Annotated in this window: 13 protein-coding genes; 8 read left to right on the forward strand and 5 right to left on the reverse strand. The window is 70.5% G+C overall.

Features of this window, described 5'->3' with window-relative positions; all coding sequences use genetic code 11:
• Positions 1-5 precede the first annotated feature (5 nt).
• Entirely contained in the window at positions 6-1,154 is a 1,149-nt protein-coding gene (locus ACTMVF_RS28840) for a lipid-transfer protein (protein ID WP_441274013.1), read from the reverse strand.
• Between the two features lie 111 nt (positions 1,155-1,265).
• On the opposite strand from ACTMVF_RS28840, the gene ACTMVF_RS28845 reads away from it, so the two are divergent.
• On the forward strand, positions 1,266-2,819 hold the full coding sequence (locus tag ACTMVF_RS28845; protein ID WP_441274014.1) for a FadD3 family acyl-CoA ligase: 1,554 nt from the start codon (positions 1,266-1,268) through the stop codon (positions 2,817-2,819).
• Positions 2,820-2,976: 157 nt separating this feature from the next.
• Here ACTMVF_RS28845 and ACTMVF_RS28850 read toward each other — a convergent pair whose 3' ends face one another.
• Both ACTMVF_RS28850 and ACTMVF_RS28855 read right to left on the reverse strand, forming a co-directional pair.
• Positions 2,977-3,165 carry a hypothetical protein gene (locus ACTMVF_RS28850; protein ID WP_441274015.1) on the reverse strand — a complete coding sequence of 63 codons (189 nt, stop codon included), beginning with the start codon at positions 3,163-3,165 and terminating at the stop codon, positions 2,977-2,979.
• A gap of 214 nt (positions 3,166-3,379) precedes the next feature.
• A complete protein-coding gene (locus ACTMVF_RS28855; RefSeq protein WP_441274016.1) occupies positions 3,380-6,346 on the reverse strand; it encodes a BTAD domain-containing putative transcriptional regulator in 2,967 nt (988 codons plus the stop codon).
• A 198-nt stretch (positions 6,347-6,544) separates the two neighbouring features.
• Between ACTMVF_RS28855 and ACTMVF_RS28860 the strand changes: the two genes are divergently transcribed.
• The 3 genes from ACTMVF_RS28860 (at position 6,545) to ACTMVF_RS28870 (ending at position 9,456) form a co-directional block, all read left to right on the forward strand.
• Positions 6,545-7,786, forward strand: a complete 1,242-nt coding sequence (locus ACTMVF_RS28860) for an amidohydrolase family protein (RefSeq protein ID WP_441274017.1) — start codon at positions 6,545-6,547, stop codon at positions 7,784-7,786.
• Positions 7,783-8,703 carry a TIGR03619 family F420-dependent LLM class oxidoreductase gene (locus ACTMVF_RS28865; RefSeq protein ID WP_441274018.1) on the forward strand — a complete coding sequence of 307 codons (921 nt, stop codon included), beginning with the start codon at positions 7,783-7,785 and terminating at the stop codon, positions 8,701-8,703. Before ACTMVF_RS28860 ends, ACTMVF_RS28865 begins: the two co-directional genes overlap by 4 nt.
• 117 nt (positions 8,704-8,820) lie before the next feature.
• Complete coding sequence (locus ACTMVF_RS28870; protein WP_441274019.1) at positions 8,821-9,456, forward strand: LuxR C-terminal-related transcriptional regulator; 636 nt, start codon at positions 8,821-8,823, stop codon at positions 9,454-9,456.
• A gap of 17 nt (positions 9,457-9,473) precedes the next feature.
• Here the strand turns inward: ACTMVF_RS28870 and ACTMVF_RS28875 are convergent, their stop codons facing one another.
• Together ACTMVF_RS28875 and ACTMVF_RS28880 are read right to left on the reverse strand one after the other, a co-directional pair.
• Entirely contained in the window at positions 9,474-10,265 is a 792-nt protein-coding gene (locus tag ACTMVF_RS28875; RefSeq protein ID WP_441274020.1) for a hypothetical protein, read from the reverse strand.
• Between the two features lie 33 nt (positions 10,266-10,298).
• Positions 10,299-11,042 carry a hypothetical protein gene (locus tag ACTMVF_RS28880; RefSeq protein ID WP_441274021.1) on the reverse strand — a complete coding sequence of 248 codons (744 nt, stop codon included), beginning with the start codon at positions 11,040-11,042 and terminating at the stop codon, positions 10,299-10,301.
• 186 nt (positions 11,043-11,228) lie between these two features.
• Here ACTMVF_RS28880 and ACTMVF_RS28885 point away from each other — a divergent pair, with 186 nt between their 5' ends.
• From ACTMVF_RS28885 to ACTMVF_RS28900, 4 genes are all read left to right on the forward strand, one after another.
• Complete coding sequence (locus ACTMVF_RS28885) at positions 11,229-11,999, forward strand: SDR family NAD(P)-dependent oxidoreductase (RefSeq protein WP_441274022.1); 771 nt, start codon at positions 11,229-11,231, stop codon at positions 11,997-11,999.
• Between the two features lie 124 nt (positions 12,000-12,123).
• The gene (locus tag ACTMVF_RS28890; RefSeq protein ID WP_441274023.1) at positions 12,124-13,242 is read left to right on the forward strand and encodes an LLM class flavin-dependent oxidoreductase; all 1,119 of its coding nucleotides are present in this window, start codon (positions 12,124-12,126) and stop codon (positions 13,240-13,242) included.
• Between the two features lie 121 nt (positions 13,243-13,363).
• Complete coding sequence (locus ACTMVF_RS28895) at positions 13,364-15,094, forward strand: N-acyl-D-amino-acid deacylase family protein (protein WP_441274024.1); 1,731 nt, start codon at positions 13,364-13,366, stop codon at positions 15,092-15,094.
• A 53-nt stretch (positions 15,095-15,147) separates the two neighbouring features.
• Positions 15,148-16,581: an aldehyde dehydrogenase family protein gene (locus ACTMVF_RS28900; RefSeq protein ID WP_441274064.1), complete on the forward strand. Its 1,434-nt coding sequence runs from the start codon at positions 15,148-15,150 to the stop codon at positions 16,579-16,581.
• The last annotated feature ends 70 nt before the right edge of the window (positions 16,582-16,651 follow it).

Genomic DNA, 16,651 nt, shown 5'->3' on the forward strand with positions numbered 1-16,651 from the left:
CTTGATCAACTCCTCAGGAGCAGCGCGGAGGTGGGGACGCCTTCGCCGGCGGTGACGAGACAGGTGGCGGCGCCGGGGACCTGGGCGGTGCTGGTGCCGCGGAGCTGCTTGACGCCCTCGTTGATGAGGTTGAACCCGTGGACGTACGCCTCACTGAGCCCGCCGCCCCCGGTGTTGATCGGCAGCGCCCCGCCGATCTCCAGGGCGCCCCCTTCCGTGAACGCCCCTCCCTCACCCCGCCCGCAGAACCCGTACCCCTCCAGCGACAGCGGTATGAGAGCCGTGAACGCGTCGTAGATCTGGGCGACGTCCACATCCTGTGGAGTGAAGTCGGCGTGCTTCCACAGATGCCGGGCGGCGGTCCAGGCAGGTCCGGTGAGCGGGTCGTCGTTCCAGTAGTTGACCATGCCGTGGTGCTGGGCGGGCAGGCCCTGGGCGGCGGAGTGGACGTAGACGGGGGTGTGGCGGCAGTCCCGGGCCCGCTCCCGGCTGACGATGACGCACGCCAACGCCCCGTCCGTCTCCAGGCAGTTGTCGAAGAGGCAGAGGGGCTCGCTGATCCACCGTGAGGTCATGTACATCTCGCGGGTCAGGGGCCGTTCGTACATCACCGCGCCCGGATTCTGGTTGGCCCGGTTCCGGCAGGCGAGGGCGACGTTGAACAGGTGGTCCCGTGTCGCGCCGTACTCGTGCATGTAGCGGCGGGCGAGCATCGCGATCTCGTCGACGGGGCGCAGCAGGCCGTACGGCCGTGTCCACTGGGCGGGTGTGGGCAGTTGGGCGGCGGTGTTCCGCCACGGCCGGGGCCCGCTTCCCCGCTTCCGTGACCGCCAGGCGACGCCGACCGTCGCCTGCCCGGTGGCGATGGCGGCGGCGAGATGCGCGACGGTGGCACACGAACCGCCACCTCCGTACCCCACCTTGCTGAAGAAGGTGAGGTCCCCGAACCCGACGGCCTTCGCCAGCTCGACCTCGTCCGTCTCCTCCATGGTGTAGCTGGCCAGCGCGTCGACCTCACCCGGGGCGATGCCGGCGTCGGCGAGGGCGGCGAGGACGGCGCGGCAGGCGAGCGTTCTCTCGTCCTCCGGGAGGTGTTTGGCGAAGGGCGTCTGTCCTATGCCGACGACGGCGGTCGCGTCCTTGAGTCCGGCCATGTGCACACCTCCGCGCTGCGGACGGGCTGCTGACAGAGCGTCAGGTTACAGCTAATCTGACGGTCAGTCAGCTATGGGGATTCGGGGTTCGGAGTTCGGGGAGGCGGGATCATGGAGTGGCAGAGCATCCCGGAGCTGGTCCGTCGGGCGGCCGAGCGGTTCGCGGACACCGAGGCGGTGGTCGAGGGCCGGACCCGGATCTCGTACGGCGAACTCGGCGCCCGCGTCGAACGGTCGACGGCGGCCTGCGTCGCGAACGGCATCGCGCCGGGCGACCGCGTCGCCATCTGGGCCCCGAACACGCTGGACTGGATCGTGTCGGCGCTCGGCGCGGTGTCGGCGGGGGCGGTGCTGGTGCCGGTGAACACCCGCTTCAAGGGCACGGAGGCCGCGGACGTGCTGCGCCGCAGCGGGGCCCGGCTGCTCTTCGTGACGGGCACCTTCCTGGGCACCTCGTACGTGGCGTCGCTGCGCAGGGCGGTCGCGGAGGGGCCGGGCCTGCCGGAGCTGCGGCAGGTGGTCGTACTGTCGGACGACGCCCCGGCGGACTACCGCACCTGGAAGGACTTCCTGGCGAGCGGGGACGGGGTGGGGGAGGCCGAGGTGCGGGCGCGTACGGGGGCGGTGGAGGGCTCCTGGCCGTCGGACATCGTCTTCACGTCCGGCACGACGGGCCGCCCGAAGGGCGCGGTGATCACCCACGCCCAGACGCTGCGCGCCTACGAGGTGTGGAGCGAGCTCGCGGGCCTCCGACAGGGCGACCGCTACCTGATCGTGAACCCCTTCTTCCACACCTTCGGCTACAAGGCCGGCGTGATCGCCTGCCTGATGCGGGGCGCGACGATGATCCCCCAGCCCGTCTTCAACGTCGGTACGGCCCTGGCGAACATAGCGGCGGAACGGGTCTCGGTCCTCCCGGGCCCACCCACCCTCCACCAGTCACTCCTGGACCACCCGGCGCGTGACGCCCACGACCTCTCCGCACTCCGGCTGGTGGTGACCGGCGCGGCGGTGGTGCCGTTGCGCCTGGTGGAACGCCTGCGCGGGGAACTGGGCGTGGAGACGGTCCTGACGGCATACGGCCTCTCGGAGGCCAGCGGCATCGTGACGATGTGCCGACGCGGCGACGATCCGACGGTGATCGCGTCGACGTCCGGCCGGGCGATACCGGGGACGGAGGTCCGGGTCGAGGCCCCGCTCGGCGAGCCCGGCGAGGTCCTGGTGCGGGGCTTCAACGTCATGCGGGGCTACTACGAGGACGAGGCGGCCACGGCGGAGGTACTGACGCCGGACGGCTGGCTGCGGACGGGCGATGTGGGCGTCCTGGACTCCGCGGGGAACCTGCGCATCACCGACCGCATCAAGGACATGTTCATCGTCGGCGGCTTCAACGCCTACCCGGCGGAGATCGAGCAACTGCTGGGCCTCCACCCCGATGTCGCGGACGTCGCGGTGATCGGCGTACCGGACGCACGGCTGGGGGAGGTCGGCAAGGCGTACGTGGTGCGGCGGCCGGGGTCCGTGCTGACCGGGGACGACCTGATCGCCTGGGCACGACGGGAGATGGCGAACTACAAGGTGCCGCGGCGGGTGGAGTTCGTGGGGGAGCTGCCGCGGAACGCGAGCGGCAAGGTGCTCAAGGGAGAGCTGCGGGGCCGGAGTTGATGTAGAGGAGGCGGGCGTGACCTGGGGTTTCGGGTGTGAGTGGCCTGGATCGGCCAATTCCCCCATCCCGCCACGAGGGGCCGCCCGCCCCGGGGCACACGTCGGCCGCGGCGGCTTCCCCTCCGTGCCGCCGCGGCCGATCCCCGTGGGGTGAGGGTTACTTCGTCGGCTTGAAGGGTTCCGACGTGGCGTGGATGTCCTTCGTCTCGAGGGGCTCCTCGGTGGCGTGGATGTCGCCCTGAGTGGTGGCGCCCCCGTCCGTCGCCTTCGTGTCGGCGGCCGCGGCGTCGGCGGGCTCCGAGGTGGCGTGGATGTCCTCCAGCTTGACGACCTGCTCGTCACTCATGATCGTTGCTCTCCACTGGTCTTGTCCGGCATGGGTTGGCAAGGCCCGTCCGGTCACTCCCCCGAGGATGGCCGGACGGGCCGTTGGGCCGTTCACCTTAAACCGCTGATGTGTGGCCCTCTTCCGCGACCCGTCTGCCCCCCGACGCGACGGATCGACTGCCTAGAGGATGGGGCCCGGCGATAAACGAACGATGAACGCCGCGGCGGCCCTCTCAGGCGGCCTGGGCGGGAGCCAGCAGCGCCCGCACGGTGGCGGCCTCCGGCGAGCCCAACTCGTCGTAGATGGAGATGGCTTCCTCCCAGCAGACCCGGGCGCGCCCCGTGTGGCCCACGGCGGTCAGGGCGCGGCCGAGCACGGTGAGGACGTTGCCGCGCCGCCATTCCCCGCCGATGCCGCGCAGCACGGTCAGGGCCATCTCGGCGTTCGCCGCCGCCTGGGCGTAGCGCCGCGCGGCGATGTCGACCTCCGCCAGGCGGAACAGGGTCATGCCCTCCCACAGGCGCTGACGGCTGTCGCGGAACACCTCCAGGGCTTCGAGGAGCCGGTCGGCCGCGGGATCGAGCTGTCCGCTCTGGGTGAGGGCCATGCCCAGGGCGTAGCGGCCGTTCGCGCCGCGCATGGAGTTGCCCATGGCGTCGTAGATCTCCATGCCCTCCTGGGCGAGGGACACGGCGCTCTGGGTGCGGCCGGTCGCCAGATGGATCCGGGAGAGGTTGCACAGCGCGCTGGCCTCGCCCGGGCGGTCGACCAGGGTGCGGAAGTGCCTGATGGCGTGGGAGAGGTGCTCCTCGCCGTCCGCGTTGCGTCCCTGGTACAACGCGATGACCCCGCGGGCGTTGTGGGCCCAGCAGACGGGCAGCAGGTCGTCGGCCCGGTGGGCGAGGCTGATGAGCTGTTCGGCCTCCTGGTCGGCCAGGTCGAACCGGCCGCTGTCGAGGTGGGCGTGGGACAAGGTCATGAGCGCACGGGCCTCGACCTGCTCCACGCCGATCTGCCGGGCGGCCTCCATCAGGGTCCGCGCCGTGGCCTCGTACTCCTTGGAGTTGGCCCCCGACTCCGAGATGTCGACGGCGGCCCACAGCAGGTCGATGGCGCGGCGCAGGGCGTCCGGGCGGTCGGCGCACTGGCGGGCGAAGGACAGCAGGCAGTTCGCCTCGGTGTAGAGCCAGTCCCGCGCGTCCTTGCGGTTCGGAAACGTCTTGGCCGGATACGTCGTGGCCGCCAGGTGATCCACCAGCCGATCCCCGGGCCGCTCGATCGCGTAGACCCCCGCCGCCGTCGCCAGATAGAAGTCCAGCAACCGCGACAGCGCCGCGTCTCGCTCGCTGGGCGGCCACTCGTCCCGCTCCGCGCACGCACGCGCGTAGAGCCGTACCAGGTCGTGGTACCGGTAGCGGCCGGGCGCCGCCGACTCCAGCAGGGACGTGTCGACGAGGGACTCCAGCAGGTCCTCCGTGTCCTCCGGCGGCAGATCCAGTACGGCCGCTGCCGCCGCCAGCGAGATGTCCGGGCCGTCGGCCAGCCCCAGGAGGCGGAACGCCCGTGCCTGGGCGGGATCCAGGGCGCCGTAGCCCAGCTCGAAGGTCGCCTTCACGGCCAGGTCACCGGCCTGGAGTTCGTCCAGTCGGCGCCGTTCGTCGGCGAGCTTGGCGGCGAGGACCGAGACCGTCCAGGTGCGGCGGGCCGCGAGGCGGGACGCCGCGATGCGGATCGCCAGCGGCAGGAAGCCGCAGGCCGCGACCACGTCGAGGGCCGCCTCGCGCTCGGACGCCACCCGCTCCTCGCCCACGATCTTCGTGAACAGCTGCAACGCCTCGTCCGGCGACATCACGTCCAGGTCGACCAGGTGAGCGCCCGCCAGATCGACCATGCGGACCCGGGACGTCACCAGCGCCGCGCAGCCCTCCATGCCCGGCAGCAGCGGGCGGACCTGGGCCGCGTCCCGCGCGTTGTCCAGCAGGACCAGGACCCGGCGGCCGTCCAGCACGGACCGGTACAGCGCCGCCCGCTCCTCCAGCGAGTCCGGGATCGCCGAGTCGGCCGTGCCCAGGGCGCGCAGGAACGAGCCCAGTACCGTCTCCGGCTCGGCCGCCCGCGCGCCCGCGCCCTGGAGGTCGACGTACAGCTGCCCGTCGGGGAAGGCGCCGCGCGCCTGGTGGGCCACGTGTACGGCCAGCGTCGTCTTGCCGACGCCGCCGATGCCCGCCAGCGCCGACACCGCCATCACCAGGCCCTCGGCCGAGGCGAGGACGTCGCCCAGCTCCGAGACGAAGGCGGCCCGGCCCGTGAAATCGGGGACGGTGGCCGGGAGTTGGGCGGGGCGTACCGGGGCCGGCGGCGGCTCGGCGACCGGTGCCGAGGGCCCGGCGAGGCCGGGGTCCGCCTGAAGGATCCGCTGCTGGAGTTCCTTCAGGCCCGGGCGCGGGTCCACGCCCAGCTCGTCCGCGAGCAGGCGCCGCGTGTCCGCGTACACCGCCAGCGCCTCCGCCTGACGGCCACTGCGGTACAGCGCCAGCATCAGCAGCTCCCGCAGGCGCTCACGGAGCGGGTGCGCCGCCGTCAGTGCCGTCAGCTCCGACACCGCCTCGGCGTGGCAGCCCTGCTCCAGGTCCATGTCCAGGCGGGATTCGAGGAGCTGGAGCCGCCACTCCTCCAGACGGACCCGCTGGGCCTCCGCGTACGGCCCCGGGACCCCCGCCAGCACCTCCCCGTCCCACAGGGCCAGCGCCCGCCCCAGCGCCTTGCGGGCATGGCACAGATCCCCGGCGTTCCTGGCCTTCTCCCCCTCCGTCGCCAGGTCCTGCGCCACCGCCAGGTCCAGCGCGCCCTCGGCCAGGCCCCGCACCGCGTAGCCGCCCGACTCGCTCACCAGGACCCCGGGGTCCAGCACCTTGCGCAGCCGGGAGGCGTACGTCCGCAGCGCCGCCAGCGCCTGCGAGGGCGGCTCCTCGCCCCACAGGGCGTCGATCAGCTCCGCCGCGGTCGCCGTACGGCCCTCGCGCAGCAGCAGGGCCGCGAGCAGGGCCCGTTGCTGGGGGGAGCCGGTGGGGAGCTGCTCCTCGCCGCGCCAGGCGCGTACGGGGCCGAGCACGCTGAAGCGCAGCGCAGGCGTCGGCTCCGCCGCATCTGTCGAGGAGCCGGGACGCCTCTGTTCCGGCACGCGCGGTACCCCGTCCATCGCAGTCCCCCTAGGACCCGTTTACATCCCCGCCAGTTTGCCTTGTTCCGGCAGATGCGTCAGCTGTGGAGCGGCTGATCACAGGCAGGCGCGCGGGATATCACAAGGCCCTCACGCGCTCTTCGCACGGCGGTGCCCGGTCCCGCATGACCGACGGCATAGCTGACGGACCGTCAGATCGGCGCTACCGTGACCGACATGGACACCGAGACCGCGTTTCCGCTGATCATCTCCGTCGACGACCACACGGTCGAGCCGCCCACCGTCTGGCAGGACCGGCTTCCGAAGAAGTACCTCGACACCGGGCCGCGCATCGTCCGCGCGCCACTGAAGGAAATGACCTTCCTCGGCGGCCGCTTCAAGCCCGTCATGGGCCGGCCGGGCGACGAGGGACCCATCGGCGACTGGTGGGTGTACGAGGACCTGCACCGGCCGATCACCCGCCTCGACACCGCCGTCGGCTACAGCAGGGACGAGATCAAGCTGGAGGTCATCACCTACGAGCAGATGCGGCCGGGGTCGTACGACGTCCCCGCCCGCCTCGCCGACATGGACGTCAACCACGTCCAGTCCGCCCTCTGCTTCCCGACCTTCCCCCGCTTCTGCGGCCAGACCTTCACCGAGGCGGCCGACCACGAGCTGGGCCTGCTGTGCGTGCGGGCCTACAACGACTGGATGGTGGAGGAGTGGTGCGGGCCGAGCGCGCGAGGGCGGCTCATCCCCCTCACCCTGATCCCCCTCTGGGACGCCGAGCTGGCCGCCGCCGAAGTCCGCCGTAACGCGGCGCGTGGCGTGCGAGCCGTCGCCTTCTCCGAGATACCCCCGCACCTAGGGCTTCCCTCCGTGCACACCGACGACTGGGACCCCTTCCTCGCCGCCTGCGACGAGACCGGCACGGTGGTCGCCATGCACATCGGTTCGTCGAGCCGTATGCCCTCCACCTCCGCCGACGCGCCGCCCGCCGTCGGCTCCACCATCACCTTCGCCAACTGCTGCTTCTCGATGGTCGACTGGCTGATGAGCGGCAAGTTCGAGCGCTTCCCCCACCTCAAGGTCATGTACGCGGAGGGCCAGATCGGCTGGATCCCGTACATCCTGGAGCGCGCGGATGTGGTGTGGGAGGAGAACCGGGGCTGGGGCGGGGTCGCCGACAAGGTGCACCGGCCGCCGTCGGAGCTGTTCGCCGACCACGTCTACGGCTGCTTCTTCGACGACGCCTTCGGGCTCAGGAACCTGGACGCGATCGGCGTCGGCAACGTCCTGTACGAGACCGACTATCCGCACTCCGACTCCACCTGGCCCAAGTCCCGCGAGGTCGGCGAGGCGCAGATGGGGCACCTGGACGCGGACGTGGTCGAGCGGATCGTGCGGCGCAACGCCATCGAGCTGCTGGGTCTGACGGGCGACGGGCTGTGGCCGGGCGGCGGCGGTGCCCGGTGAGTCTCCAGTACGGCATCCAGCTCCCCGTCCAGTCGCAGAGCACGATCTACGCCGAGTCGTGGGAGGCCGACGCCGGGCCCGAGGACCTGCTCGCCGTCGCCCGAGCCGCCGACCGCGCCGGCTTCGCCTACCTCGCGAGCTGCGACCACGTCGGCATCCCCCGCCGTCTCGCGTCCGCGATGAGCACGGTCTGGTACGACCCCGTCGCCACCCTCGCCTTCCTCGCGGCGGCCACCGAGCGCATACGGCTGCTCAGCCATGTCGCGGTCGTGGGGCTGCGGCATCCGCTCCTGGCCGCCAAGCAGTTCGCCACCCTCGATCACCTGTCGAACGGTCGCCTGATCCTCGGGGTGGGGGCCGGCCATGTGCGGGAGGAGTTCGAGGCGCTGGGCGTCGACTTCGAGCGGCGCGGGTCCGTGCTGGACGAGTCGATCGACGCGCTGCGGACCGCCCTCGGGCCGGACGAGTTCCCCGAACACCACGGCAAGCTCTACGACTTCGAGGATCTCGGGCAACGACCACGGCCGGCGCAGGAGCACGTCCCGGTGTGGGTCGGCGGGTCGTCACCCGCCGCCGTACGCCGGGCCGCCCTCAAGGGGGACGGGTGGCTGCCGCAGGGGGACCCACGGGACCGGCTGCCGGCTCAGATCGCCCGGATACGGCGGCTGCGGGAAGAGGCGGCCGTCGAGGGGCCGTTCGTCGTCGGGGCCATCACCGAGCCCCTGTACGTGGGCAAGCCCGGCTGGGACGTCGGACGCCGGACCGTCGCCGGTGACGCCGAGGAGCTGGCCGAGTCGCTCCGGGCCTACCGGGCCATGGGCGTGCACCAGGTCCAGGTGCGGTTCCGGTGCCGCAGCCGGGCCGAACTCACCGACCAGATCGAGGAGTTCGGGGCGGAGGTGGCGCCGCTGCTGTAGCCGGGCCGATACCGTGCGCTCCTTGAAAGCTTGAACATGTTCCCGCCGACCGCCGTATGTACCGACGTACGGACGTACTGACGTTGATGGACGGCTTCGGCGGAAGGACACAACGACGTGCGCGCTTCCCGGAAACTCACCGTCGCCCTCGCCTGCCCCGAGGATGCCTGGCCGCATCCCGACTGGCCGGCTCCGGACGACCCGTACGTCGGGCGGGTGGTGCGGCCGGCCGCGCCCTTGGAGGCGGCGCGGGCAGACGCGGACGTCGTGATCCTGCGCTGCGAGGCCCCCTCGGCGGCCCTGCGGGAGCTGTGGGCCGCCGACATCCCGGTGATCGTCATCAGCCCGCGCCGCGACATCGAGACCATCGTCGAGGTGTTCCGCGGCGGAGCGGGCTATCTGGTCGAGGGCGACTACTGCACCTGCATGCTCTCCTCGGCCGTCGTCGGGGCCACCGTCGGGCACACGTACCTCTCCCCGGCGGCCTGCGCCGCCCTGCGCGAAGGGGCGCGGCGGATGCCCACCGGCGGGGAGGCCATGGAGCGGCTGCGGTCGCTGCTCTCGCCGCGTGAGCGGCAGATCATGGAGCTGCTGTCGACCGGCCTGGGCGCGCAGGAGATCGGCTTGCGATTACGGCTGAGCGAGAAGACCGTCCGCAACAACCTCAGCAACATCTACGCCAAGCTGGACGCGCGCGGCAGCACGGACGCGGTCCTGCGGTGGCTGGGCGCCGCGCCCGTGCTTCGCACCTGAGAACCGGCAACCGTGGATTACGGTGCCGGAACCTCCGACAGCGGGATTTCGACGTCGGTGACGTTCTCACCGGCCTCACCGAATCCCGCATCCGACCTGAGGGCGCGCGTGGAATTCCGCAGCCCTGCCGCCTCGGGGGTTCCGCACTTCACATTGCGCAGCCAGAGGCGGCCGTCGGGGGTGCCGTTCTTCAGGATCTGCGGATAAAAGACGTGCATGCTCGTGGCACCCTCGCTCGGCGCGAAGAACACCTTCTGACCGTCCTGCGCCTCCTTGTACGTGGCCTTGAGGAAGCCGCTCACGTCGGTGCGCTTGGCGGACCACATGAAGAAGGCGATGCTGTCGGCCTGCACGGTGTCCGTCCTGCTGAACGCCAGGGTGGTCGTCTTGTCGTCGCGCGTGATGTTGATTTCCGAGGTGCTGAACTTCACGCCGATCTCGAAGACGGAATTGGACAGCTTCGTGCCGGATTCCGCGCTGAATCCCTCCTCGAGCTGGATGGTCCTGGTGACGGACGCGCTCACGTTGAAGGTCTTCGAGGCGGTGCCCGTCGATCCGCAGTTGTCGCTCACCGTGGAGACCCGTTGATTGGGTCCGAGGTTGTCCCGCTTGAACTGGACGTCGACGAACTCGCAGTTCTCCAGCTTGTCGGAGTCCGCCGAGCAGTCGGCGGTCACTTCGGAGGGGGTGGCGGCACCCGCCGAGTTCATCAGCGGAACGGCCACCGCGACGGCCACCAGCGGAGACAGGGCGAGGGTGATGCGCTTCTTCTTGCTCCGGTGGCTTCTGGTGCGGCCGGCGCGTGTCATGGGTTCTCCTGTGGAATATGGGGGGTCAAGGGCTCAGCAGTCGGTCAGTACGGCCTTGGAGGTGCCGTCGGCGACACCGGGGGCACCCGCCGCGCCCGGCAGCATGACGGGGCCCTCGACGACCTCGGGTGCCACGAAGTTCTGCTCGGGGGTGGCGTTGGTGACGGTCGTCGCCTCACGGGCGTCGATCCGGACCCGCCATTCGCCGGTCATGCGCTGCATCTTCGGCGTGAACTCCATGTGGAGCACCTTGCCCACCGGAACTTCCCGCTGTTCCGTGTCGCCGGCGGTCGCCGATTCAGTGGTCATGTCGAGGGTCCCCTTGTGCTTCACCCAGGATCCGCTCAGAGCGCCGAAGATCCCTCCACCCCCGCCCTGTTGGGTGACGGTGCTCTTGCCCTTGCCCTGGGCCACCGTCGCCGACCAGGTGACCGACACCTTCGCCGGTTCGGTGGCGTTCGGTTCGCAGTTCGGGAAATCGATGGAGGCCTTTTCGGTCGGCCCGTCGAAGGTCTCGAACTTCGTCTCGACGAAATCGCAGTTGTCGGAGGCGAAACTCGGTCCGGCGATCGGATGGCCGCCGAAATCGAAAATGGACTGCTGCTTGCCGTTGAGCACCTTGGCCCGCTGGCACAAGGTCATGATCTGCTCGGGTGTCCTCTCGTCGGCGGCGTTCGCCGACGGCAGCAGGACGGTGGCGATGGCGCCGCCGGTCACGAGGGCCGATCCGACCGCCACGGCCCTGATCTTCTTGTTCTTCAGTCTCCGCTTGGACATGGCGAAGATTTTGGATTCCCTGGACGGCTGCCGACAGGGTCAAACATCCCTACTTGTGAGTCACGTGAGATTCGCCTCAGCAACGCCTGGATAGCTCCCAGAACTTGCATCTGACGCTCCGTCAGGTATGGCGCTACGATGCGGAGTCCACCGCGTCGCGGTGTCCACCGCGTGAAGGGGGCCGTAATGGGCAAGCTCGACGGACGGGTCGTCATCGTCACCGGGGCGGCGCGCGGACAGGGCGAGCAGGAGGCGCGGCTGTTCGCGGCGGAGGGTGCGAGAGTCGTCGTCGCCGACGTGCTCGACGACCAGGGTGAAACCCTCGCCGAGGAGCTCGGGGCGCTGTACGTCCACCTCGACGTGGGCCGGGAAGCCGACTGGCAGACCGCCGTCGCCGCCGCGCGCAGGGCCTACGGCCACATCGACGGCCTGGTCAACAACGCCGGCATCCTGCGCTTCAACTCCCTCGTCGACACGCCCCTCGACGAGTTCATGCAGGTCGTACGGGTCAACCAGGTCGGCTGCTTCCTCGGCATCAAGACCGTCGCGCCGGAGATGGCCGACGGCGGCACGATCGTCAACACGGCCTCGTACACCGCGGTGACCGGCATGGCGGCCGTGGGGACGTACTCCGCCACCAAGCACGCCATCCTCGGCCTCACCCGGGTCGCCGCCCTGGAGCTGGCGCCCCGCGGCATCCGGGTCAACGCCATGTGCCCCGGCGCCATCGACACCGCGATGTCCAACCCCTCGCTGCTGGATCCGGAGGCGGACGCGGAGGAGACGTCGAGGGCGCTCGACGGGCTCTACCGCAAGCTCGTGCCGCTCGGCCGGATCGGGAAGCCGGAGGAAGTGGCGCGCCTCGCGCTGTTCCTGACCTCGGAGGACTCCTCGTACATCACCGGGCAGCCGTTCGTGATCGACGGGGGATGGCTGGCGGGTGTCTCGGTTCTCTGACTCCGGCGAGGCTCGGCGCCTGACTGGCCGTCAGCTATTGACCATCCGTGCGCCCGGTGCCACAGTCGGCGGCATACCGCCGATCTGACGAAGCGTCAGAAACTACTGGGGACGGTGAACCTCCTTGGAATTCGGGCTCTTTGTACAGGGATACGTGGGCAAGCGCGCCGAGACCGACCCGCTCGCCGAGCACAAGGCACTGATGGAGGAGACCGAGTACGTCATCCAGGCGGACCGGTCCGGCTTCAAGTACGCCTGGGCGTCCGAGCACCACTTCCTGGAGGAGTACTCGCACCTCTCCGCGAACGACGTCTTCCTCGGGTACCTCGCCCATGCGACCGAGCGGATCCACCTGGGCTCCGGGATCTTCAATCCCCTCGCCCAGGTCAACCACCCCGTGAAGGTCGCCGAGAAGGTGGCCATGCTCGACCACCTCACCGAGAACCGCTTCGAGTTCGGCAGCGGGCGAGGGGCTGGGTCGCACGAGATCCTCGGGTTTCTGCCGGGGATCACCGACATGAACTACACGAAGGGGATCTGGGAGGAGACCATCGCCGAGTTCCCCAAGATGTGGCTGCAGGACGAGTACGAGGGGTTCCAGGGCAAGCACTGGCAGCTTCCGCCGCGCAAGGTGCTCCCGAAGCCGTACGGGAAGTCGCACCCCGCCATGTGGTACGCCGCCGGGTCGCCGCCGTCGTACGCCATGGCCGCGAAGAAGGGGCTCGGGGTGCTCGGCTTCAGTGTGCAGAAGGTCGCCGACATGGAGTGGGTGCTGGAGCAGTACAAGACGGCGGTCGTGAACGCCGAGCCCATCGGTGACTTCGTCAACGACAACGTGATGGTGACGACGACGGCGATCTGTGCGCCCACGCATGCCGAGGCGATCGAGATCGCGGTGCGGGGCGGGCTGCACTATCTGCCCTCGTTGGTGTTCCGGTACCACGACACGTTTCCTCGTCCCGAGGGGTTCCCGGTGTGGCCGGAGACGTTGCCCGAGTACACGCCGGAGTTCGTGGAGCTGCTGATCGAGGAGGAGTTGCTGATCTGCGGGGATCCGGATGAGGTGTTCCGGCAGTGCAAGCGGTGGGAGCAGGCGGGGGCCGATCAGTTGAGCTTCGGGTTGCCGGTGGGGGTGCCGAAGGAGGAGACGTTGCAGACGATTCGGCTGATCGGGGAGCACGTGATTCCGAAGATCGATACGGATCCGGTTCATCGGACGTCCCGGTTCCGGGGTGCCGCGTAATCGCCGTTGCGGGGTGCGGGTTGCGTTGTGGCTGGTCGCGCCCACGCGGCGGAGCCGCAAATCGACACAGCCCCGCGCCCCTGGGTGGGTCAGATCACCGCAGCTCCAGGAGGTGAGCCTCATGCTTGATCACGTCATCAAAGGTGCGGCCGTCGTCGATGGGACCGGAGCGGCTGCCTTCACCGCCGACGTCGGCATACGCGACGGTCGTATCGCCGTCATCGGCACCGTCACCGAGGAAGCGCGCACCGTCGAGGACGCCACCGGGCTCGTCCTCGCCCCCGGGTTCGTCGACCCGCACACGCACTACGACGCCCAGCTGTTCTGGGACCCGTACGCCACTCCCTCCCTCAATCACGGCGTGACCACGGTCGCCGCCGGGAACTGTGGGTTCACTCTCGCGCCCTTGAACCCGGCCCGTCCGGGCGACGCCGACTACACGCGCCGCATGATGTCCAAGGTCGAGGGCATGTCGCTGGTCGCGCTGGAGGAGGGGGCGCCCTGGAGCTGGCGGACCTTCGGGGAGTATCTGGATGCCCTTGAGGGGCGGATCGCCGTCAACGCCGGGTTCATGGTGGGGCATTGCGCGCTGCGGCGGTATGTGATGGGGCCGGAGGCGATCGGCGGGCAGCCGAGTACGGAGCAACTGGCGGAGATCGTCCGGCTGTTGCACGACGCCATGGACGCCGGTGCCTGGGGCTTCTCCACCACTCAGTCGTCGAGCCACTCCGACGGGGACGGCAAGCCGGTGGCATCCCGGCACGCGAAGCCGGACGAGTTGCTGGCGATGTCGCGGGCGGTCGGCGAGCACGAGGGGACGCAGATCGAGGCGATCGTCGCGGGGTGTCTGGACCAGTTCAGCGACGCCGAGATCGAACTGTTCGTGGAGATGAGCGCCGCCGCCGGACGGCCGCTCAACTGGAACGTCCTGACCATCGACTCGGCCGTTCCGGAGCGGGTGCCGCGGCAGCTGCTCGCGAGTGAGCAGGCCCGGAAGGCGGGCGGCCGGGTGGTGGCCCTCACCATGCCGATCCTCACCCCGATGAACATGTCCCTGGGCACCTTCTGCGCCCTCAACCTCATACCCGGGTGGGGCCCGGTCCTCGGACTGCCCGTGCCCGAGCGGATCGCCAAGCTGCGCGAGGCGGACGTACAGGCCGAGTTGCTCCGGCACGCCACCTCCAAGGAGGCCGGTGTCTTCCGGCGGCTGACGAACTTCGCGCGGTATGTCATCGGCGACACGTACAGCGAGGCGAACGCCGGGCTGACGGGCCGGATCGTGGAGGACATCGCGCGCGAGCGCGGTCAGGAACCCTTCCAGTGCCTGGTGGAGATCTGCGCCGCCGACGATCTGCGTACGGTCCTGTGGCCCATGCCCACCGACAACGACCCCGCGTCCTGGTCCCTGCGTGCCGAGACCTGGCAGCACGAGGACGTGCTGCTGGGCGGCTCGGACGCCGGGGCGCACCTGGACCGGATGTGCGGGGCGCCGTACACGACGCGGTTCATCGGGGACTGTCTGCGGGGGCGGAAGCTGGTCGGCCTCGAGCAGGCGGTGAAGATGCTGACCGATGATCCGGCGCGGCTGTTCGGGCTGCGTGAGCGGGGCCGGGTGGAGGAGGGCTTCCATGCGGATCTGGTGCTCTTCGATCCGGAGCGGATCGACGCCGGTACGGCCACCCTGGTGCACGACCTGCCGGGTGACAGTCCGCGGCTGGACTCCAAGGCGATCGGAGTGCGGGCCGTGTGGGTCAACGGGGTCGAGGCGATCCGGGACGACGTGGTGACCGGGGCCGTGCCGGGGCGCGTGCTGCGGTCGGGGCGGGATACCAGGACGGTGGCCACCAGGTGAGCGTCCGAGGTCCTGCCGGTCCTGCTGGTCTTGATGGTCCTGACCGGCAGCGGTTGTTCGTGGGCGGGGCGTGGGTCGAGCCGGAGGGCGGGTATTACGCCGTCGTCGACCCGGCGTCCGAGGAGACCATCGGGTGGGCTCCGGAGGCCTCGCGGGATCAGGTGTACGCGGCCTGCGCCGCGGCCCGCGAGGCCTTCGGGCCGTGGTCGCGTACGGCGCCTGAGGAGCGGGCGGCCGTGCTGGCGCGGGCGGCGGACATCATCCGCGGCCACCTCGTGCCGTACGCCGAACTGGCCCAGGCCGAGACCGGCGCGACCACGGGGACGGCCCGGGGCATGCAGGTCGGTGTCGGGGCGGCCCGTTTTCGGCGGTACGCGCGCGTGGAGCCCGCCGAGTGGGCGATTCCGCCGCAGATCAACGAGGCCGGGCCGATGGGGAAGGCGGGCGTGATGGGCGCGCTGGCCGTGCGTCAGCCCGTCGGGGTCGTCACCTGCATCACCTCGTACAACAACCCGTGGGCCAACCCGGCCGGCAAGATCGCTCCCGCGCTGGCCATGGGCAACACGGTCGTCGTGAAACCGGCGCCGCAGGATCCGCTCTCCGTCTACCGGATGGCGGAGGCGTTGGAGGCGGCCGGGGTGCCGGCGGGTGTCGTGAACGTCGTCTCCGGGCGGGCCGTGGAGGTCGGTGAGGCGGCCGTGTCGTCCCCGGACGTCGACATGGTGAGCTTCACCGGCTCCACGGCGGTCGGGCAGCGCATCGCCGAGGTGTGCGGGCGGGACATGAAACGCCAGTTGATGGAGCTCGGCGGGAAGGGCGCGGCGGTCGTCTTCGACGACGCGGACCTCGGATCGGCGGTGGCCGGGATCGGGACGACGTTCTCCTTCTACAGCGGGCAGATCTGCACGGCGCCGACGCGGGTGCTGGCCCAGCGGGGCGTGTACGACCGGTTGGTCGAGCAACTGGCCGCGTATGCCGGTCGGTTGAAGGTCGGGGACCCACGCGAGGCGTCCACGATCGTCGGCCCGGTGATCTCGGCGGAGCACCGGGACCGGGTGGAGGCGTATGTGGAGACGGGACGCAAAGAGGGCGCGGTGGTGGTGGCGGGCGGTGAACGGCCGCCGTACGAACAGGGCTTCTACGTCGCTCCCACCCTCCTCGCGGACTGCACGAACGACATGCGCGTCGCCCGTGAGGAGATCTTCGGGCCGGTCGTCTCCGTGATCCCCTTCGAGGAGGAGGAAGAGGGCATCGCCCTCGCCAACGACACGGACTACGGCCTGATCGACTACGTCTGGTCCGGCGACGTGGCCCGCGCCTTCCGGGTCGCGCGGCGGCTGCGGGCCGGGGGAGTGGGTGTGAACACCGTCGGGCGCAACATGGAGGCGCCGTTCGGGGGGTTCAAGAAGAGCGGGGTGGGGCGGGACGTGGGGTCGTACGCGCTGCATGCGTACAGCGAGGTGCAGGCGATCGTGTGGCCGGGGTGACGGTGGTCGGGATGGCGTTCGCTCGCGCCCGCGCACAGGCAGGGTGCCGGCTCGCGCGGTAGCGCTCGTC

Origin of the sequence: Streptomyces sp. SD31 (assembly GCF_052068475.1) — a bacterium.
In the GTDB taxonomy this organism is placed as follows: Bacteria; Actinomycetota; Actinomycetes; order Streptomycetales; family Streptomycetaceae; genus Streptomyces.

Coding starts and splice junctions, on each gene's coding strand:
- ACTMVF_RS28840 (WP_441274013.1), bottom strand. CDS start 1,154: ATGGCCGGACTCAAGGACGCGACCGCCGTCGTCGGCATAGGACAGACG.
- ACTMVF_RS28845 (WP_441274014.1), top strand. CDS start 1,266: ATGGAGTGGCAGAGCATCCCGGAGCTGGTCCGTCGGGCGGCCGAGCGG.
- ACTMVF_RS28850 (WP_441274015.1), bottom strand. CDS start 3,165: ATGAGTGACGAGCAGGTCGTCAAGCTGGAGGACATCCACGCCACCTCG.
- ACTMVF_RS28855 (WP_441274016.1), bottom strand. CDS start 6,346: ATGGACGGGGTACCGCGCGTGCCGGAACAGAGGCGTCCCGGCTCCTCG.
- ACTMVF_RS28860 (WP_441274017.1), top strand. CDS start 6,545: ATGGACACCGAGACCGCGTTTCCGCTGATCATCTCCGTCGACGACCAC.
- ACTMVF_RS28875 (WP_441274020.1), bottom strand. CDS start 10,265: ATGACACGCGCCGGCCGCACCAGAAGCCACCGGAGCAAGAAGAAGCGC.
- ACTMVF_RS28880 (WP_441274021.1), bottom strand. CDS start 11,042: ATGTCCAAGCGGAGACTGAAGAACAAGAAGATCAGGGCCGTGGCGGTC.
- ACTMVF_RS28885 (WP_441274022.1), top strand. CDS start 11,229: ATGGGCAAGCTCGACGGACGGGTCGTCATCGTCACCGGGGCGGCGCGC.
- ACTMVF_RS28895 (WP_441274024.1), top strand. CDS start 13,364: ATGCTTGATCACGTCATCAAAGGTGCGGCCGTCGTCGATGGGACCGGA.